The following is an 18,420-nucleotide window of genomic DNA, read 5'->3' as shown; positions in this document are numbered from 1 at the left end:
ATAATTTTCCTCCATCAATCAGAAGAACCATTTATTCAACTAACTTGATTGAAGGTTTTAACAAACAATTAAAGAAATATACAAAAAGAAAAGAACAATTCCCTAATGAAGAATCTCTAGAGAGATTCTTAGTTTCTCAATTCAACAACTATAATCAGAAATTTTTGTGTCGGATTCATAAAGGTTTTAAAGAAATACAAGATACATTAGAATCAATGTTTTAACTTAACCGACAGAATGGTTTTTTCCATTTACACATAATTCTTGACGCAACCTTTTAAGTTTGTTATCTCGTAAAAAAGTGCACAGACTTGAGTTTTGTTAGGAGAGTTTTTAGTAATAAAATGTGTAGATTTGATTGGCCGTCCTTTTAGAAAATCCACGAGTTTTATATTTTTCCACTAACTACTCCGTATCATGCTATATTTTTTATTAAATTCTCTATCTTTCTAACAATTGATAATATAGATTCTAATCGAAAGATTCCAAGCACTAGCAACATAGTTATTTAATAAACATAAAAATAAACAAAAAGACTGTCTTAAAATCTCTTTTATATAAGAAATTTTTTAGACAGCTTTTTTCAGATGAAATATTTTTTGTTTAACCTATTAAAATTTTTTATTTTAATTAGCACCTAAAGATGCCATTGTAATATAGTTATAAGGCTGATTAAAATGAGGTAAAAAGAAAATATCTAATAATTTTAGCTCATCTATAGTCACTTGCTTCTCAATGGCTAATGAAAACATATGAATAACTGATGACATATCTTCATATGAAGATAATTGCGCCCCAACAACTCTTCTACTATTTTTTTCAAAAACAATTCTTATTTTGACTAAATCATTTTTTTCCATAAAGTCTGGTTTTTGTAAGTCCTCAAAATCAGTGTAGTCAACAACCATATTATTTTTTAAGGCTGATTCTACTGAAACACCTGTAGATACCATGTTTAAACCAAAAATGGATATGCCATTTGATCCTTGAACACCATTAGATTTTGTTTTGATGCCTACAGCATTTAATCCTGCAACAATTCCTGTACGAACAGCATTCGTTGCTAAGGCAATATAGGTTTGTTTGTTGAGAGCATTTGAAAATACGGTTCCGCAATCGCCTATAGCATAAACATCTGGTTCACTAGTTCGTTGATACGAGTCAACTAGATAAGCTCCATTTCTATAGGTTTCTAACTGATTTTTAGCAAGAGACGTGTTTGGCATAAACCCAATGGCATTAATCACTACATCGACTTGATAAGTTCCTTGATTAGTTGTAATGCCTTCTACTTTATTATTAACTCCTTGAATAGACTTCACTTCTTCATTAAAATGGAGTTCCACTCCATTATCTTTTAAGGCTTTATCCATATCAGTTGTTAACCACTCATCAAAATACGATGGTACAGATCTCTTGCCCACATCAAACAATAGCACTTTTTTATTTCTAAGTTTAGCGGCTTCAGCTATTTCAATCCCAATATATCCAGCACCAATGACTGCCACTGTTTTAACATCCTCTTGATCTAGTAGCTGATCGATTAACTTAGCCTCTTGAAAGGTTTTTAAATAATGGATATTGGCTAATTCATTCCCTGGAACATTTAATGCTATGGGTTTTGATCCAGTTCCTATAATTAATTGGTCATAAGATTCATCAAATTGACCTCTTTCATGAGAAAAACAAGTCACTTTTTTTGATTCAAAATCAATATGATTTACTTCTGTTTTCAGGTAAACTTTGGCTCCTTTTTTTTCAAAATCAGCTCCACTTGTATAAAATAAATTATCATAAGAATCAATTTGTCGACCAATCCATAAAGCAGAGCCTGTGCCTAAGTAGCTAATGCAGTCATTTCGATCAATCATTACAACTTCATGATTAGGATCATTATCAAGTATTGTATTAGCTGCTGCAATGCCAGAATGATTAGCGCCAATAATAATTGTTTTTGTCATACTTTCTCCTCCTAATAAAAACACACTTCTACTAATAGAGATAATAGAAGTGTGTTGATTATTTTTACTATGCCTTAGCTTCTGGTAAGATTGTTTCAACTTCAGCATGAGGTCTTGGAATCACATGAACAGATAATAATTCTCCTACTCGTTGAGCTGCTGCTGCACCTGCATCAGTGGAAGCTTTAACAGCTCCTACATCCCCACGTACCATAACCGTTACAATTCCTCCACCAACTAATTCTTTTCCTACAAGTGTTACATTAGCAGCTTTTACCATTGCATCTGCCGCTTCAATTGAGCCGATTAATCCTTTAGTTTCAACCATTCCTAGTGCATCTGATTTCATTATTGTTTCCTCCTATAATAGTATCTTTTTTTATTTTTTTATTATCTCTAGGTTTAATCCTGGAGTTATTCCCATTGCATTTGCTTCATCTGTATCTAGATGGCATTCTAGCTTAAAACTTTTATCTACTCGAATCATAACATTATCCAGTAGACCACCTCTAATACCTGGTACTTTTAAACTAACTTCTTCTTTATCAATAACGTTAAAAGCGGCTGCTTCTTCTTCTGACATATGAATATGTCGACTAGCAACAATGACACCTTCTTCTAATTCTAAAGATCCTTTAGGGCCAATAAGTGTCAAACCAGGTGTGTTGCGAATATCACCTGACATACGAACTTTTCCTGGTACACCTAATTTAAAGGTATCAGACATCAATATCTCCACTTGTGTTTCTTGACGAACAGGGCCTAATACACGAACCTTTTCAATAACACCTTTAGGGCCACAAAGAGTCACACATTCCTTACAAGCAAATTGACCTGTTTGAGACAAAGGTTTTAACTGAGTTAACTCATACCCTTCACCAAATAATTTAATAACTGCTTGTTGTGATAAATGAATATGTCGGTTAGATATCCCTACTGGCACTATCTTATTACTCTTGTTATGTTTAATTTCATTAATGATACATTCTAATAATTCCTCATAATTCGCCATAACACTACCTCTTTACTAATCTTTCATTCCCATTAAAACGTTTCTTACCACTTTGGTTAATTCTTCCATATCAATAGATTTACTTGGACAATTATTTTTTTGGGTCAAACAAGCTTTTTCTTTTACAGGCTCAGGACTCCCTATATGAAAACTTTTGTCGTCTTCTACTAAAGTTGTAACGTCTTTTAAGCCATAAGCTACTTTTTTAATATTCAGTAAATTCTTAGGACTCACGTTATCAGAAACAGAGCTACCACCACTTGTTCCACAACCCAAAGTAAAGGAAATTGGTAATCCAGTACTGATTCCAGTTCCACCTTGACTTCCACCTGTATTAACTAAGATTCTTGAAGCAGGTTTTGCTGCGAATTTTAACACAATATCTCGATTATTCGTATGAATACTCATAGTATGTCCAATACCATTTTGAAGTAAATCAATACTTAAATGACAGGCTTCTTCCCAATCTTCTACTACATAAAAGGCTAAAACAGTTGTTAATTTTTCAAAAGATAATGGATAACCAGCTCCTACTCCACCTTGTCGACCTAACAACACTTTTGTTTCTTTAGGAATAGTAATTCCTGCAGCTTCAGCAATCACATGAGCATCTCGACCAACAAACTTAGCGTTCATTGCGTTTCCAGCTTTAAATAACAAGTCGCAAACACGACTAGTCTCATCCTCAGTCATAAAATAGCCACCTTGTGCTTCAAACTCTTTAATGACTTCTAACTCATTTTTTCTCTCACAAACAATAGATTGTTCTGAAGCACAAATTGTACCGTTATCAAATGTTTTACTTGCAATAATTGTTGCCACTGCTTGTTTGATGTCTGCTGTTGATTCAATATAGGCTGGAGAATTTCCTGCACCTACACCAATTGCTGGTTTACCTGAGCTATATGCTGCTTTAACCATACCGGGACCACCTGTGGCAATAATAAGTGAAATATGTGGCGAATGAAGTAATTCATTCGTTGATGCCATAGTTGGTGTTGACACACAACTAATGACATTTTCAGGAGCACCTGCTTCAATTGCCGCACGATTTAAAATATCTGCCGCCATTTTAGTACACTCTGCTGCAGTTGGATGTGGGGCAAAACAAATAGCATTTCGTGATTTAATAGCAATCATTGCTTTAAAAATAACTGTTGATGTTGGGTTAGTAGAAGGCACAATTCCTAACACTAAGCCCACTGGTTCAGCCACATCTAAAGTGCCTTTCACCTTGTCTTCATCTATGATACCGATTGTTTTTTGATCTTTTATTTCTTCATATAATAATGTAGAAGCGGCATGATTTTTATAAGCTTTATCTTCCACTTTACCAAAACCAGTTTCTTTTACTGCCCATTTTGCTAATGATAAAGCTTGTTTTTCAATGGCATCTCGCATATTTTTTAAAATTTTATCTATTTGTTCATTGGAAAAATCTGCCAACTCATTTGCTGCTTTTTTCCCACTTTCAGCTAAATTTCGTGCTTCTTGAATGGAACACAAATCTTTATCTAACTTCACCATTTACACTTCCTCATTTCCTTTACGATTGGTTACTTAAATAGTTGATAATACCCTCCACTAAATCAGATTTATTGGTACGATATAATTCTTTTCTTTCAATAACAAAATCGTTATGCTGCTTAGCCATCTCTCTTAGCTGAGCCACTGTTTTATCTAATAAATAACTTCTAACAGTCTCTTTTTGATGATTGTCTAGTAACTCTTTCATCTGGATTTCAGATAAATCATCTTGTAATTCTATAACTGTTTCTTCTATTACTATCTCTTCTATTTCAGTATTTAAGTCACTGACAACTGGCATTTCTTCTATAGATTCTTCTACGTCACTAAAACTACTCTCTGATTTTTCTTTTGTTTTAGGTAGTAAGCTCTCAATACTCCTATCAGGTCGAGCCATCACATGAGAACTCATTAATAACCCTACTCCTAAACGGTTAACAGCTACTACGGCTGCATCTACGGCTGTTTTAACAGCACTAACGTCTCCAGTTATCACAACTGTAACTAAACCACCCTTAACGATTTCCTTATTAAGGAGAGTGACATTAGAAGTTTTTAGCATAACATCACTAGCTTCAATGGCTGCGATAATTCCCATTGTTTCAATTAATCCTATTGCTTCCTTCATCTTTTACTCCTTACTTCACTTAGTGGGACCTGTCACGTAAAATAGTTTGACATGATCTTTCACACACCATGTGATTTTTGAATGATTTGGCATATAGATGGTATCTCCTGCTTTAGCATGATATTTAGTCCCATCAATGATAAATGTTAAAGAACCTGAAACAACATAATTAATTTCATTTTCAGTTAAATCTAAATCAAAAGTGGATTCGGTTATTTCTAACATCCCAGCATTTACTGGCATTTCTTTTTTCCCTACTAACTCTTGATAAAACACTTGATCTTTATCATTGGCTGTTTCAAATTTTGATAACTTAACGGTGTCACCTTTAACGACCTTCAACCCATTTTTATGAGTGTCAGCTTCAAAATAGTTAGTTGAAGTGTTACCTTCTGTTAAAACTTTTCTAAGCAGAGCGATTAATGACTCCTTAGAAAAACTTAAACCTAAATCTTCTTCATCTAACTTATTATCACTACTTTGACTTTCTTTTCTAATTTGAAATTGATACTCTTCCATTAAATCTTTCGCTAAAGGCGTCACAATCGTTTCCTCATTTATTATTAGATAGTTTTCACCTTGTTGATGCGCTGTTTCAATATCTGCATAACAAATTAATCTTTTCATGGACATCCTCTTTTCTTATTACTTAAACGGACTCACAACTCTCATCAATAATGCCAATAACGGCAGCATCTACTGGGATTGAATCATTTTCCAACATTCTTCTAGCACTTGAGCCAAAGGTAACAAGCACTCTATCACCAATACCTGCGCCAATCACATCACAAACGACTAATCTCTCCCCTTCTTTTGTCCCGCCCTTTACTTCAGCTAACATAAATTTAATGCCATTAAGTTGATCAGATTTACGAGTAGCCCAAACAGTATCTATTAATTCTGCTATAACCATTCTTTTTTCTTCTCCCTCAACTTTATTTGCTCAATTGCTGCTGTTACAGAAGCCACATCTCCGAAAATTGCCAACATTATCATATTTTGGGGGCAAGTTCCTCTAATATCTTCAACTGTGACACCTACTGCTTTTTCAGCAATATCAGATGCGCATACCATTTCAATTAACTTTCCTTGAACTAATCCAACTGCTCCAGGATTTTCAATATCACCTCTTGACCCTTTTCTTCTATTTAAAATGGCCAGAGTGTTTTCTCCTGGGGCTTTAATAATGCGACAATCCATCGATCATGACCTCCTTTATTTACTTCGTTCATTAAAACAATTCTTAGCAATACCAAGTGGGGTGACAAACATCGGGTTAATGGGTTTATGTGTGGGAATTCCTAAATAAGACTCAATAATTGTTTCCATTCCCGTTAAACAAGCTGTTCCACCTACCAAATAAACTTCATCTACTGGATAAGTAGATACTTGTCTTTTAATAATTGAAGCAATTTTCTCAATAACAGGTTTCAAAATTCCTATGAGTTCTTGATGATTTTTAGAGTTTCTTTTGTATATTTCTGCTTCTTCAAAAGGCATATCATAAGAACCTGATACAACAAGAGAAAAATGAGTACCTCCTGTCGCCTCATCAGATACATCAATTACTTCTCCGTCTACTAGTATTGAGATGCCCGTTGTCCCACCACCAATATCAACTACAGCCCCATTAGTAATATTTAACAACTGATTAGCTGCAGTTGGTTCGTCTAGGACGCTGACAAGCTCAAAACCTGAAGCTTCAATCACATTTTTTATAGCCCCTGAATCTAGATTGTCGGTTCCTGGTGGGATAGCTGAAGCGGCATAAATCAGCTCACAATCAAGCTTTGCTTCAATTGTCTGTTTTAATCTTGTTACGATTTCGATAGCACCTAAATAATCCACAACCATCCCATCTCTGACTACATCTGCGTATTCGTAAGCCCCAGCCACAGGTTCCCCTGACTCATCAAGGACTGCTAATACAACACAAGCTGTCCCTAAGTCAACACCAGTAAAATAAGTTGTTGATGTATTTTTTTTGGGTGTTTCCATAACTTCTTCAAATTGATTGATGAACTGATTATATTTAGATATATCATAGTGGGATTTTTTCATGTCTATTCTCCTATTAGTTGTGCCGTTAAAAATCTTAATTTAAAACTAATTATTTCTAGTTGCTCTTTTTGTTCACTAGTCATAACCTCTTTAGACTCTTCTTTAAAGATATTAAGTTTAGCTTCTAAATTAAGCAGATGAACAATCAGATCACCTTCTTGGCTAAACAATTGATTTAAAGTAACTTTATCTTGCCAAGTAACATTAGTCTCACTTGGCATCTTTAAGGTAATCTCTTGTTTTTTAGAACTACTCATTTGCTTAATCACCAAACTAATAGCATATAATTCCTCACAAATATCAGAACATTTTTCTTTAGCCAATAAAACAAGTTTTAAGGTGTCAGTATATAGTAGCTGTGCTGTTAAATTTAGCTGCTCATCTTCTACACTGGTTACATCTATTTCTCCAGCTATTTCAGTTGTTTCAACTTGTTCTTCTGTGATTATTGTTATTTTTCTATCTTGTAAAAATTGTCTAGCTTCAGAAGTTAATTTGTCCTTTGTTGCCAGCTTGTACGTGTTAAAGGGAGTTTGGCGATAGTCATTTCTTAAGTCAATCTCAGTAATAAATCGCATTAATATCCCCCCTGGCATAACTGTAGATAAATCTGCTCTAATTCTTTATGAGTCGGAACTCGAGGGTTAGTTAACGTACAAGTATCTTTCATAGCAAGTTTGGCCATTTCAGGAATTTCATTGATAAATACTTCTTTATCAACACCACAATCTGTTACATATCTAGGAATGCCCATTTTTTTAGTTTGACGATTTAATTGAGCAATCATACTTTGAACAGTTCCACGTGTTGTTCCTGATTCAATGCCTAAAAGTTTAGCCATTGATTCGTATTTAAAAAGTGTCTGTGTTTCTTGATTTAGATCCATGCCTGCATTATAAGCAATCACATGAGGGAGTAATAAAGCGTTCGCTCGCCCATGAGGAATATGAAATTTAGCACCTAAAGCATGGGCTAAACTATGACAGATTCCTAAAGAAGCTTCATTAAAAGCAATACCTGCTAAACAAGAAGCATTAAGTAATTTTTCTCGTCCATAAGAATCTTCACCGAAAGCTACTACTTGAACTAGATTTTTCCAAGCAATCCTTAATCCTTTTTCCGCACAAGCATCTGTAAAATCAGTTGCTTTTAAAGAAACATAAGCTTCAAAGCAATGAGTCATTACGTCAACTCCTGTATCAGCCGTTATATGACTAGGAACTGTCTCTGTTAGTTTTGGCTCTAAAATAGCTACATTAGGAATCATACTAGCATCCACTAACGCATATTTTTCAGCTTTTTGGCTATCTGAAATAACGGAAAAAGCAGTTACTTCACTACCTGTTCCACTAGTAGTTGGAATGGCAATTAACTGAACCTTTTGAGTAGCTGAATGACTATAAACTTCTTTAATGGCTTTGGCTGAATCAATCGCCGAACCACCACCTAAAGCAATAATCGTATCTGCCTGACAACTACAAATCTCTCCAACACCTTTAACAACCACCTCAATTGTTGGATCTGGAATAATATCTGAAAAAACTGTAACATCTATTTCTCTTCCAGCTAAAAGGCTTGTTACGTCATCAATCTTGCCAGATTCAACCATATAAGGATCACAAATAATTAAAACTGAGGTCATCTCGATTTCTTTTAATGCCTTTAAAGCACCATTTCCTGAAATAATTTGTGTACCCATTTGAAAGTAATTCATTTCCTTACCTCCTTTCTTAATAAATAATGTTGTATCTGTTTTAATTCATCTTGATTCTCAATGTTTAAAAAAATAATATCTTCAAATTGCCCAACATAGGTTAGTTTTTTTAAAACCTCTTGTTGGATAGCTTCATTGATCAATTCATCGTTAGGATAAGTAACAAGTGCCATCACAGGGATTCTAAAAACATGAGTAAACCCTGGAGGATAGCTTTTTTTCTGTTCAGCTAATGGAAAAAGAAAACAGGCCACATAAGCATTTTGCTGGAGGGAGATAATATGTTGACGCATCCAAGGACTTTCTAAATAAGTGCTTGGTGTATCAATTGTTTTTTTCCCGTACACAATATTAGCTTTTTTTCTAATTGGCTTGTCCACTTCCTCTATAGAGTGAGCAACAGTTGTTTTCCCACTATTTCTTGGGCCAACTAGTAGTATTTTTTTAGGAGTCATGACACAGTAACATCACAAACTGTAAAATTTAGAGTTCTAGCTAAAAAGTCTGAAACTGCTTGTAACGAAATTTCTACGCTTTGAACATCACCACTTATGACAACTGAACCAGTAAAACGATCTAAAAAACCAATTGACACATTTGCTGATTTAGTAGCAACATCTGCTGCGATGATTGCTGATTCATAAGGAGATAGAGTCAAAATGCCAATGGCGCCTTCCGAATCAATTCCTAAAGCTTCATATATATCTTCAATTGGTGAGGCAATCACATGTAACATGGTTACTTGTTTACCAGGAACTGATTCTTGAATCACCCGTTCAATACTTGCCATCCTAACTCCTCCTTCCTAATGTCTGACTACTTGTACTGGAAAATCGTATTCCTTAATCCATTCCTCAATTTGGTCTAATTCTTGATCACTTAAACTTGGGTCTCCTTCAACAGGATACTCAAGACCTAGTTGACCGTATTTAGCAACACCCATTTTGTGGTAAGGTAATAGATCGATTCCTTTAAAGTTCTCATAATCTTTATAAGGTAATAGAAAATCAATAACAGCTTGAATTTCTTCTTTACTACAATTGACTTGTTTTAACATAGGCATTCTAATTTGAATGTCATAGCCAAGTCGTAATAATTCTTGTAAATTTTTCAAAATTCGCTCATTACTAACTCCTGTTAATTCATTGTGACGAACAGGATCCATGTGTTTTAAATCAAATAAAAACAAATCTACATATTCAGCAATTTCAAACATTTTTTTCATTCTTGTATAACCACATGTTTCAATAGCCGTGTTAATACCGTCTTCTTTACAGGCTTTTAATAAGGCGAGAGCCACTTCAGGCTGGGCAGTACACTCGCCGCCGCTGAGTGTAATCCCTCCTCCTGACATTTCATAAAAGGCATCATCTTCATGAACAACTTCCATTAATTCAGAAATTGTTTTAGCTTCACCTGTAATGTTTAGTGCTGCTTTGGGACAGACAGCAACACAAGCCTTACAGCCATTACAAGTGATATCTCTTCTGACTTGATGATGCCCTTCTTCATCAATATAGTGAATTCCTAGTGGGCAAACATCCACACAAGCATGACAATCTATGCAATTATTCTGTTTATACATTACTTCATACTTTTGCGATATTCCCTCTGGATTCGAACACCATTGACATTTAAGAGGACATCCCTTTAAAAACACAATGGTACGAATTCCTGGTCCATCATATATATTGTATTTTTGAATATTAAACACCATCGCTTGCCTTTCGATTGCGCTTGCTTTTGCATTTACCACTTGTTTCAACTCCTTATATATGATGTGTTAAATCTTAGTTAACATCGTTCTACTAATAATTTCATCCTGTACATCCTTACAAAGTTCAACGAAGAAAGCACTGTAACCTGCTACCCTAACGATTAAGTCACGGTATCTTTCAGGATGGGCTTGAGCGTCAATTAATGTTTCATTATCTAAGTAGTTAAACTGCATTTCCCCATTACCTAAAATACTTGCTGTTCTTAATAAAGTAATTAATCCTTCTTCACCTTGTGGTGTATCTAAAAGACCTGACATGATTTTAAAGTTATGTACCATACCAATGTTCATTGTGTCATTTGACATTTTAGAAATGGATTTAATAATCGCTGTTGGGCCTTTGTAATCGGCTCCTTGTGTTGGACTAATACCATCTGATAAAGGTGTCCAAGCACTACGACCATTAGCTGAAGCTCCTGTTAATTGACCTAATGGTGTGTTGTTTGAAATTGATAACGTACCGTGGCTTAAAACTGAATACAATGTTTTAAATTTACGGTGTTCTGTTTCAGTAAAGTGAATCAATTCAGAAGCAATTAAGTCTGCATAATCATCGTCATTACCAAATTTAGGTGCATTTAAACAATCTGTACGAATTTGATCGTAGCCAACAAAATCAGCTTTTAATGCTGTATTTAACTCAGCTAAAGTATATTTTTTATCATCGAAGACTAATTTTTTAATAGCTGCCATTGAGTCAGCATAAGTTGCTAAACCTGACCACACAACACCTGGTCCAAAGTTATACATCGCTCCACCAGCTGACACATCTTTACCACTTTCCATACAGCCTTCATACATTAATGACATTAATGGTTTTGGTGCTAGATCACGGTGAACACGTTGTGTAATAACCGTTGCAACTGATGACCATTTTGTTACATATCTGATTTGCTCTTTAACAGCCTCCTCAAATTCTTCATACGTTTTGAAATCATTAATGCCACCTAAATTAGGTGTTACTTGTTTGCCGTACCATAATGGCACACCTTGGTTAAGAACTAACTCAATACAAATTGGCCACTGTGTATAGGCTGTTGATGTCCATTGGTATAAGCGACCTGATTTCTGTGGTTCCACACAACCCATTAAACAGTAATCACGAGCGTCTTCTATACTAACGCCTTTAGATAACATCATTTTGATATGAGTATCATCAAAGTGACACGCTGGGAAACCTAAACCAGCACGAACAACTGATACGATTTTTTTCAAATATTCACGAGGTGATTTATTATGAATACGACAAGCCAATGAAGGTTGGTAGACTTTTACATGTCTTACAGCATCCATTAATAAATAAGTTAATTCATTCGTTGCGTCTACTCCTTGACGGTTCACACCACCAACACACATGTTGACAAATGGTTGATAACCAGCGAAGAATTTAGATCCACCTTCACTTGTAATCCACATCATTTCAGACATTTTAATTAACATACAACCAGCTAATTCAAAGGCTTTGAAATCATTTAAACGTCCTGATTCCATATCAGCTTTAAAGAATGGATACATGTATTGATCCACACGACCGATTGACATACCTGTTTGGTTTTCTTCAACCACTAGTAGTGATTCAATTGTCCACACAGCTTGAATGGCTTCCCAGAATGTCTCTGGTTTATATTTTGGAACGGTTGCATTAATTCTGGCAATTTCTTTTAACTCCGCTTTACGTTTTGGATTACTTTCTTTATTAGCTAACTCTAAAGCATAATCAGATAAACGTTGGGCATAAATCATTACCCCTTCTGTTGTATCGATAATCGATTTATAGAAATAGATTTTTTCAATATCATCTGGGTTCTCGTAGTCTAAATTTTCTAAATATTCTTTCGCTTCGTTTTGAATATCTAGCATCCCTTTGCCCATTAAGATAACATCGTATCCTGGGTTAGAGTCTCCCCCACCATTTAATTGGTGATATGAACAATCTGACACATAAGACTCACCAGATAATTCCCAAACACCTGCATCACGGAATTGATCTTCACAGTATTCATCAACTGATTGACCTTTCCAAAATGGGAATAACTCTTCTTTCATAATTTTTTTATCTTCTTCTGAAATGAAGAACGGGTCTTGAGGACGACTACCAATTGTTTCTAACTCATCTTCCATCCATCTCCAAGCAATATCTGGAGAAAAAGCTCCTGCTCTAGGTGCTCCATTTGGTGCTCCTACAATCAATTCATTTTCTTGAATGACTAGTGGGGCTGTTTCACAACAATATTTGAAACATTTAGCTCTAAGTACAGCTTTTGGCATACCTGGATTTTCTTTAGCAATCTTAGTAATTGCTCTGGCTCTATGAGTTGTAATAGTTGGTACTTTAGTTAAATAGTTATCTTTTAAAGCTTGTAAACGATCTGTAATGCCATCTGGTAAATCCTTTTGATCATCTCCACCTACATAGACACCACTTGCTTCTTCTTCCTCAATTTCTTGAGTGACAGAAGAAAACATTTTTAATAAAGCTTCTCTTTCATCTACGCCAAGCTCTTTAGTAGCTTCGGCTAACTTTTCTGAAAACTCTTTGATATCCATTAAAGTCCCTCGCTTTTCCTTTTAATTAGTTATTTCTTTTAATAACTCTGCAAATACATTTAAGTCATCTAATCCATCTAAAACTTCTTCTTTTGAAACCTTTAAAGGCTCACATTTTTTAGTAGTCTGATAAGCCACACTTCTTTGGTAAGTCAAATCCTTAGGTGTTATGTTCTGTGCTGAAAAACCTTTTTTAGTTGTTAAGCCACCTAAAATCATTGACGTTGGTAATTTAGATTCAATTCCAATACTGCTTAGTCCGCCAGAACCATTAACAATTACCCGGCCAACTGGTTTTTTCAAAATAAACTCTGTAATAACATCCTTATTTTGAGAATGAATCACTAATGTGTGACCATTCCTTTTGTATTCAATTAAGGCAATACATTTTTCGCAAGCTCTTAACCAGTCTGGCTCTAAATAATAAGTTAAAAGTGGAATCGGTAAATCCTCAGCATAAGGGTTTTCGTCATTTATATAAGGTTGTTCTGACACCAAGACTGTTGTTGTCTTAGGGACATCAAAACCTGCTTTTTGTGCTAGATAGCTAGCTGATTTACCAATGTAATTAGCAGCTAATTTGTTGTAATCTGGAAAAATCAGTTTAAGTAACAACACTTCTTCTGACTGGCTCATAAAATAAGCTCCCTTAGAAATAAGCTGCTTTTTAACTTGCTCTGACACCACATTTTCAACAATGACATATTGTTCTGCTCCAGGTAACAAACCGTTATTAAGAGCACGACTTGTTACAATAGATTGACAAGCAGAATCAATATCTGCACTTCTTTCAATAAAGACTGGTGAAGAACCAACGCCACCAAATAAATAAGGCGTTTTTCCTTTTTCAATAACCGTCATAAACTCTGTTGATCCAATATTAATAAATAAATCAAGAAATTCATGATTGCATAATTCAGAAACACCTATGCTAGACACACTTTGCATACAACTTATGACATTAGTTGGTCCTTGTCCTTTTGTAATGAGCCCATTAAGTAAGTGAACCAATTGATTAGTTTCCTGAACAGCTTTACTATTAGGGACAACTACAAGAGCATTTCCCGTCTTCAAACAAATCAATGTTGTATAGATTAAGTTCAGAACTAAATTAGTTGCTGGTAATTTAACACCTATGACCCCTAGTGGAATCCCTACTTCTACTCCTTGATTTAACTCATCAAACTCTAGTAAACCAATATATTTTTTTAACTCATAATCCTCTTTAAAACTTTCAATAAACAAGTGAAACAGCTGTTTTTCATCTGCTTCATTTCCTAATTGAAGGGAATTATGTACGGTCTCAATAGTATGATCTACTTCTGAGTTAAAACTTTCTATTAAACCACTCACTAACTTATCTAAGTAAGACTGCTCGTATTCTTTTAGGGTTTCTTGAGCTACTTTTGCCCTTTCAACTAAAATTCTAGCTTCTTGAATGGATTGTAAATCCTTATCTTCAAAAGACATCTCATTCCCTCATTTCTTAAAGCTCTTGTGATAACTGATAACGATCTATTATTTTTCGTAAGTCAAGATGAGGACTCGGAATAACAACTGAGCTATAAACTTCAGCTCCCATAGCTTCCACGGCTTGAACTCCTGTTTCAACAGCTTGCTTACAAGCTGCCACATCACCGCGAACGATGACAGAAATATAGCCTGAAGCCACATTTTCAAATCCTAATAACTCCACATCAGCGGATTTACACATAGCATCAGCTGCTTCTAGTACAAAAACAATTCCAAATGTTTCAATGGCACCTATTGCTTCATAACTTCTCATATAGTTCTCTCCTTACTCCTCAATATCCACATCATAGATGGAAACAATTTCACCAACAGCAGGGATTGGTCTTGGCATAACGTTTCTTGCTGTTAATGTCCCAATGGCTGAAGCTGCTTGAGCTCCTGCTTCAACTGCGGCCTCAACAGCTGCCACGTCACCTTTAACCATTATGGTAACAAGAGTTGAGCCAATATTTTCATAGGATACAAGTTCCACATTTGAAGCTTTTAACATTTTGTCAGCAGCGTCTAGTGCTGGTACTAAGCCAACTGTTTCGATTAGCCCTAAAGCTTCTTCACCGTGATATTTCATCTTTTTAACCTCCATTATCTTATCGATATTCTTGAGGGACATACTTGCCCACTGCAGCTCGACCATCATCTGTTATTTCAAAAGATAAGACTAATTCATCATCAGTTCCTAATCTATAATTTTTTAAAGAGAGGTAACCATTTGCTTCTAAAGCCATTAAATGATCTAAGTACAATTCTTTATTAAACTGTTTTTCTGACCCATAACTTGGTTTCAAACTTTCCATGACCTCTTCTAAATTTGCTGTTCCTACTTTTTCTACGTGATTCAAAACGGCCATTCTTGTTGGTAGTAACATACTATTCACTCTCCTTTTTTAACAGATCTAGTGGATTCATTGTTACTAAAATAGCACCAGATACAATGACAATTGAACCGACAACGATTGTTGTTGTTAAAGGTTGATTTAAGAATAGGACACAGAATAAAACACCCCAGAAAGCATAGGTTACATTAAGAGACATACCGATAGCTGTTCCCACAGTTGAGTTAGCTTTATACCAAGTTAAGAATGATACAGCTGCACTAAGTCCTGAAAGAATTAACCAATAAACTGGTTTAATCGCTAAGAATGTATCACCTAATAAAGGAAATGCGCCAACTGCTGGTACGATTAAGACTAAAACAACTAACCCTGAAATTAATTCACGCATGTTTACAGCCACATCTGTATCAATCATCGCACCACCAAAACTAGATAACACACCTTCTAATCCCCAACAAATAGCTGCTACTAAAGCAAAAATAATTCCTAAAGTAAAGTTTTCGGCACCTTCTGGTTTAGTCCAGTTAATAACGATAGCTCCTACCACACAAATCAACATTCCCACAATAACTCTTGCTGTTGGACGTTGTTTTAAGAAAATCCAAGCAAATAAAGCCCCAAATAAAGCACAAGTTGCTGAAATTGGAATAGCGTAAACACCAGCTAGAGCTAAACCAATTAGATAAGCTCCATTGGCAATTGGGCCACCAAGTAAGAATCCTAATACCAACAACTTACCTGGTTTTGTTTTTAATGTTCGACGCATTTCTTTTAGGCGTCCTTTTTTAGCATTGAAAAATAGTAAGAAAATACCTGCAAATAAATCATTTAAACCTGAGCATATAAAAGGAGCTGCTAAAATCCCAGCTGCACTTACTAATGGATCATACCCACTAGCCACCATTACTAAGGTTGAATAGATTCCATAAGTCAAACCTGAAATTAATCCGTTTGAAATCCCAGTTCTTCTAAATTTTTTGTTCAGCGCTTTCATTTTGTCATCTGCCGTTCCATATGACACTGGTTTAGATGACATTCTTACATCTGTTTTTTTACTTTCCATGCTGTTCTCCTTTTGATGATGTTCTTATTTTTTAGGTAAAATTGTTTCAACTTCTCCGTGTGGTCTTGGAATGACATGAACAGATACTAATTCCCCAACACGTTGAGCTGCGGCAGCACCTGCGTCCGTTGCTGCTTTAACAGCCCCTACATCACCACGAACTAACACAGTTACTAAACCTCCACCAATTACTTCTTTACCTACTAAAGAAACATTTGCTGCTTTGACCATTGCATCTGCCGCTTCAATAGATCCGATTAATCCTTTTGTTTCTACCATTCCTAAAGCATCATAAGCCATCTTTTTTTCCTCCATCTTTTTGGTTATTTAATTTATAATGCTACTGTACATCATCCCCTTAGATGGAAGGTCAATAACAATTATTATTTATTTGTTAAAAAATTCACTTTCAACGATAACGCTGTCTTTTTAACATTTATATCACTTAGATTCAACTAATTTTTTTAAGTTAGATCATCATTTCAACGTCAAAAATGAACTAGAATAAAATTTTAATTTTAATAAATAACACTACATATACTAAACACAGCACAAGTAACCGTTTGCGATCGCTATAAAATAACATCCTTAAAACCGTCCCCCTAACGTCACAGTTTGCTTACCACCTTGCAAACCCCTATATCAATGGGTTAGAATAGACGTAAGTTTTCAGTACAAGTTTAAGAACTATTTTTTAATAACTTTACTATAGTACGACTCACATTTAATTAGTCACTTATTTTGAAAGGAAATACTAAGGGGAGGATCATTAAAATGACTCATGTTGGTGTGGAAATGTGTTTAAAGGATAAGCTAGCTCCAAAGGCAGCTGAAGAGTATTGCCAATTATGTAAACGACAACTTTTTACCATTGGCCAAGTCTCTAGAGAATGTCATATATCAAAAAAAGCCCTTCGTTTTTATGAAGAAATCGGTGTTGTGATTCCTGATAGGATTTGTCCTGTTAACGGATATCGCTACTACACGCGAGACACAATGAATTTGATTCCTGTGATTAAATATTACAAACAAATTGGTTTTAAACTCCAAGAAATACAAGGAGTTCAAAACAATAAAACTTACTTTTACCATGAACAAAACTTCATTTCTAAATTAGATGAGTTAACAATTGAAAAACAACGAATTGTTGACTGCCATACAGCTATAAATGATTGGTACAGTTTATTAAGAGAAGCCTCAATGGTTATCAAAAATAACCTAACTCACATCAATATTAAATTTTTACCACCTACTCAGTACTATTATTTAGAACAGCCCTTTAATTATGAATACCAGGAATCTGTTATTAATATTCCTTGGGTTAACTACCTTGAGAAAAATAACTGTGAAATAACTGGCCCTGTAATACTTAACTTCTCTTCTTTCCAAGAAAAAATGGCTGGTACGATTACACATGCAAGAATTATTCAACAACCTGTGGGACAGCCACGAGACGCCATTCCTTGCCAAGAAATAGACCATACCATGTATGCTTCTTTGTATCATATTGGAGATCCTAAATACATTACTGACAAATACCAAATGATTCAAAAATGGGCAGATGAAAATGACTACACTCTTGATGAAGGTTGTTTTGAAAGGTATGTTGTTGATTACTGGTCAACAACCAATATCGATGATTTTGTCACTGAAATTTTAGTTCCTTTACAAAAAAAATAGTAAAAGCTCCTGTAGAATTATTTTGACTCTACAGGAGCTTTTAGATTAAAAAATATATTCTCACTTTAAAAGATTAACTTCAGT

General features: G+C 34.9%; 23 protein-coding genes. 2 read left to right on the top strand and 21 right to left on the bottom strand.

Annotated features, from left to right (window positions below; all coding sequences use genetic code 11):
- On the top strand, positions 1-224 hold a 224-nt coding region (locus DFR54_RS06270; RefSeq protein ID WP_147269197.1), incomplete at its 5' end, for a transposase.
- Positions 225-626: 402 nt separating this feature from the next.
- Here the strand turns inward: DFR54_RS06270 and nox are convergent.
- The 21 genes from nox to eutM form a co-directional block, all read right to left on the bottom strand.
- On the bottom strand, positions 627-1,961 hold the full coding sequence (gene nox, locus DFR54_RS06265; RefSeq protein ID WP_114289492.1) for a H2O-forming NADH oxidase: 1,335 nt from the start codon (positions 1,959-1,961) through the stop codon (positions 627-629).
- A 67-nt stretch (positions 1,962-2,028) separates the two neighbouring features.
- Positions 2,029-2,310: a BMC domain-containing protein gene (locus tag DFR54_RS06260; protein ID WP_086341683.1), complete on the bottom strand. Its 282-nt coding sequence runs from the start codon at positions 2,308-2,310 to the stop codon at positions 2,029-2,031.
- A 30-nt stretch (positions 2,311-2,340) separates the two neighbouring features.
- Positions 2,341-2,973 carry a phosphate propanoyltransferase gene (locus tag DFR54_RS06255; RefSeq protein ID WP_114289491.1) on the bottom strand — a complete coding sequence of 211 codons (633 nt, stop codon included), beginning with the start codon at positions 2,971-2,973 and terminating at the stop codon, positions 2,341-2,343.
- 15 nt (positions 2,974-2,988) lie between these two features.
- A complete protein-coding gene (locus DFR54_RS06250; protein ID WP_114289490.1) occupies positions 2,989-4,500 on the bottom strand; it encodes an acetaldehyde dehydrogenase (acetylating) in 1,512 nt (503 codons plus the stop codon).
- Positions 4,501-4,519: 19 nt separating this feature from the next.
- On the bottom strand, positions 4,520-5,128 hold the full coding sequence (locus DFR54_RS13470; protein ID WP_114289489.1) for a BMC domain-containing protein: 609 nt from the start codon (positions 5,126-5,128) through the stop codon (positions 4,520-4,522).
- 15 nt (positions 5,129-5,143) lie between these two features.
- The gene (locus DFR54_RS06240) at positions 5,144-5,755 is read right to left on the bottom strand and encodes a cupin domain-containing protein (protein WP_170126930.1); all 612 of its coding nucleotides are present in this window, start codon (positions 5,753-5,755) and stop codon (positions 5,144-5,146) included.
- A 22-nt stretch (positions 5,756-5,777) separates the two neighbouring features.
- Positions 5,778-6,041: a EutN/CcmL family microcompartment protein gene (locus DFR54_RS06235; RefSeq protein WP_086341678.1), complete on the bottom strand. Its 264-nt coding sequence runs from the start codon at positions 6,039-6,041 to the stop codon at positions 5,778-5,780.
- Positions 6,032-6,328, bottom strand: a complete 297-nt coding sequence (locus DFR54_RS06230) for a BMC domain-containing protein (protein WP_086341677.1) — start codon at positions 6,326-6,328, stop codon at positions 6,032-6,034. The genes DFR54_RS06235 and DFR54_RS06230 overlap by 10 nt, the downstream gene beginning before the upstream one ends.
- A 15-nt stretch (positions 6,329-6,343) precedes the next feature.
- Positions 6,344-7,189: an ethanolamine utilization protein EutJ gene (gene eutJ, locus DFR54_RS06225; RefSeq protein ID WP_114289487.1), complete on the bottom strand. Its 846-nt coding sequence runs from the start codon at positions 7,187-7,189 to the stop codon at positions 6,344-6,346.
- Positions 7,190-7,191: 2 nt separating this feature from the next.
- Positions 7,192-7,767, bottom strand: a complete 576-nt coding sequence (locus DFR54_RS06220) for a hypothetical protein (protein WP_114289486.1) — start codon at positions 7,765-7,767, stop codon at positions 7,192-7,194.
- Positions 7,767-8,903, bottom strand: coding sequence for a 1-propanol dehydrogenase PduQ (locus DFR54_RS06215; RefSeq protein WP_114289485.1), 1,137 nt, complete (start codon positions 8,901-8,903; stop codon positions 7,767-7,769). Before DFR54_RS06215 ends, DFR54_RS06220 begins: the two co-directional genes overlap by 1 nt.
- Entirely contained in the window at positions 8,900-9,358 is a 459-nt protein-coding gene (locus DFR54_RS06210; protein WP_114289484.1) for a EutP/PduV family microcompartment system protein, read from the bottom strand. Before DFR54_RS06210 ends, DFR54_RS06215 begins: the two co-directional genes overlap by 4 nt.
- Positions 9,355-9,693, bottom strand: a complete 339-nt coding sequence (locus tag DFR54_RS06205) for a BMC domain-containing protein (RefSeq protein WP_086341672.1) — start codon at positions 9,691-9,693, stop codon at positions 9,355-9,357. Before DFR54_RS06205 ends, DFR54_RS06210 begins: the two co-directional genes overlap by 4 nt.
- Positions 9,694-9,708: 15 nt before the next feature.
- A complete protein-coding gene (gene cutD / locus DFR54_RS06200; RefSeq protein ID WP_270313058.1) occupies positions 9,709-10,659 on the bottom strand; it encodes a choline TMA-lyase-activating enzyme in 951 nt (316 codons plus the stop codon).
- A gap of 27 nt (positions 10,660-10,686) precedes the next feature.
- The gene (cutC, locus tag DFR54_RS06195; RefSeq protein WP_114289483.1) at positions 10,687-13,227 is read right to left on the bottom strand and encodes a choline trimethylamine-lyase; all 2,541 of its coding nucleotides are present in this window, start codon (positions 13,225-13,227) and stop codon (positions 10,687-10,689) included.
- A 21-nt stretch (positions 13,228-13,248) separates the two neighbouring features.
- Complete coding sequence (locus DFR54_RS06190; RefSeq protein WP_114289482.1) at positions 13,249-14,697, bottom strand: aldehyde dehydrogenase family protein; 1,449 nt, start codon at positions 14,695-14,697, stop codon at positions 13,249-13,251.
- Between the two features lie 16 nt (positions 14,698-14,713).
- The gene (locus DFR54_RS06185) at positions 14,714-15,013 is read right to left on the bottom strand and encodes a BMC domain-containing protein (protein WP_086341669.1); all 300 of its coding nucleotides are present in this window, start codon (positions 15,011-15,013) and stop codon (positions 14,714-14,716) included.
- A gap of 12 nt (positions 15,014-15,025) precedes the next feature.
- Positions 15,026-15,328 carry a BMC domain-containing protein gene (locus DFR54_RS06180; RefSeq protein WP_086341668.1) on the bottom strand — a complete coding sequence of 101 codons (303 nt, stop codon included), beginning with the start codon at positions 15,326-15,328 and terminating at the stop codon, positions 15,026-15,028.
- Positions 15,329-15,347: 19 nt separating this feature from the next.
- Positions 15,348-15,626, bottom strand: a complete 279-nt coding sequence (locus DFR54_RS06175; RefSeq protein WP_086341667.1) for a hypothetical protein — start codon at positions 15,624-15,626, stop codon at positions 15,348-15,350.
- Position 15,627: 1 nt separating this feature from the next.
- Positions 15,628-16,656: a DMT family transporter gene (locus tag DFR54_RS06170; protein ID WP_399284778.1), complete on the bottom strand. Its 1,029-nt coding sequence runs from the start codon at positions 16,654-16,656 to the stop codon at positions 15,628-15,630.
- Between the two features lie 24 nt (positions 16,657-16,680).
- A complete protein-coding gene (gene eutM / locus DFR54_RS06165; protein WP_086341666.1) occupies positions 16,681-16,956 on the bottom strand; it encodes an ethanolamine utilization microcompartment protein EutM in 276 nt (91 codons plus the stop codon).
- Between the two features lie 474 nt (positions 16,957-17,430).
- On the opposite strand from eutM, the gene DFR54_RS06160 reads away from it, so the two are divergent.
- The gene (locus DFR54_RS06160) at positions 17,431-18,336 is read left to right on the top strand and encodes a MerR family transcriptional regulator (protein WP_114289481.1); all 906 of its coding nucleotides are present in this window, start codon (positions 17,431-17,433) and stop codon (positions 18,334-18,336) included.
- Positions 18,337-18,420 lie beyond the last annotated feature (84 nt).

The sequence above is a fragment of the Vagococcus fluvialis genome (genome assembly GCF_003337315.1).
GTDB lineage: Bacteria > Bacillota > Bacilli > Lactobacillales > Vagococcaceae > Vagococcus > Vagococcus fluvialis.
The sequence above is the reverse complement of the archived record's forward strand: the minus strand, read 5'-3'. Positions and strand labels throughout refer to the sequence as shown.

Coding starts and splice junctions, on each gene's coding strand:
- nox (WP_114289492.1), bottom strand. CDS start 1,961: ATGACAAAAACAATTATTATTGGCGCTAATCATTCTGGCATTGCAGCA.
- DFR54_RS06260 (WP_086341683.1), bottom strand. CDS start 2,310: ATGAAATCAGATGCACTAGGAATGGTTGAAACTAAAGGATTAATCGGC.
- DFR54_RS06255 (WP_114289491.1), bottom strand. CDS start 2,973: ATGGCGAATTATGAGGAATTATTAGAATGTATCATTAATGAAATTAAA.
- DFR54_RS06250 (WP_114289490.1), bottom strand. CDS start 4,500: ATGGTGAAGTTAGATAAAGATTTGTGTTCCATTCAAGAAGCACGAAAT.
- DFR54_RS13470 (WP_114289489.1), bottom strand. CDS start 5,128: ATGAAGGAAGCAATAGGATTAATTGAAACAATGGGAATTATCGCAGCC.
- DFR54_RS06240 (WP_170126930.1), bottom strand. CDS start 5,755: ATGAAAAGATTAATTTGTTATGCAGATATTGAAACAGCGCATCAACAA.
- DFR54_RS06235 (WP_086341678.1), bottom strand. CDS start 6,041: ATGGTTATAGCAGAATTAATAGATACTGTTTGGGCTACTCGTAAATCT.
- DFR54_RS06230 (WP_086341677.1), bottom strand. CDS start 6,328: ATGGATTGTCGCATTATTAAAGCCCCAGGAGAAAACACTCTGGCCATT.
- eutJ (WP_114289487.1), bottom strand. CDS start 7,189: ATGAAAAAATCCCACTATGATATATCTAAATATAATCAGTTCATCAAT.
- DFR54_RS06220 (WP_114289486.1), bottom strand. CDS start 7,767: ATGCGATTTATTACTGAGATTGACTTAAGAAATGACTATCGCCAAACT.
- DFR54_RS06215 (WP_114289485.1), bottom strand. CDS start 8,903: ATGAATTACTTTCAAATGGGTACACAAATTATTTCAGGAAATGGTGCT.
- DFR54_RS06210 (WP_114289484.1), bottom strand. CDS start 9,358: ATGACTCCTAAAAAAATACTACTAGTTGGCCCAAGAAATAGTGGGAAA.
- DFR54_RS06205 (WP_086341672.1), bottom strand. CDS start 9,693: ATGGCAAGTATTGAACGGGTGATTCAAGAATCAGTTCCTGGTAAACAA.
- cutC (WP_114289483.1), bottom strand. CDS start 13,227: ATGGATATCAAAGAGTTTTCAGAAAAGTTAGCCGAAGCTACTAAAGAG.
- DFR54_RS06190 (WP_114289482.1), bottom strand. CDS start 14,697: ATGTCTTTTGAAGATAAGGATTTACAATCCATTCAAGAAGCTAGAATT.
- DFR54_RS06185 (WP_086341669.1), bottom strand. CDS start 15,013: ATGAGAAGTTATGAAGCAATAGGTGCCATTGAAACATTTGGAATTGTT.
- DFR54_RS06180 (WP_086341668.1), bottom strand. CDS start 15,328: ATGAAATATCACGGTGAAGAAGCTTTAGGGCTAATCGAAACAGTTGGC.
- DFR54_RS06175 (WP_086341667.1), bottom strand. CDS start 15,626: ATGTTACTACCAACAAGAATGGCCGTTTTGAATCACGTAGAAAAAGTA.
- DFR54_RS06170 (WP_399284778.1), bottom strand. CDS start 16,656: ATGGAAAGTAAAAAAACAGATGTAAGAATGTCATCTAAACCAGTGTCA.
- eutM (WP_086341666.1), bottom strand. CDS start 16,956: ATGGCTTATGATGCTTTAGGAATGGTAGAAACAAAAGGATTAATCGGA.
- DFR54_RS06160 (WP_114289481.1), top strand. CDS start 17,431: ATGACTCATGTTGGTGTGGAAATGTGTTTAAAGGATAAGCTAGCTCCA.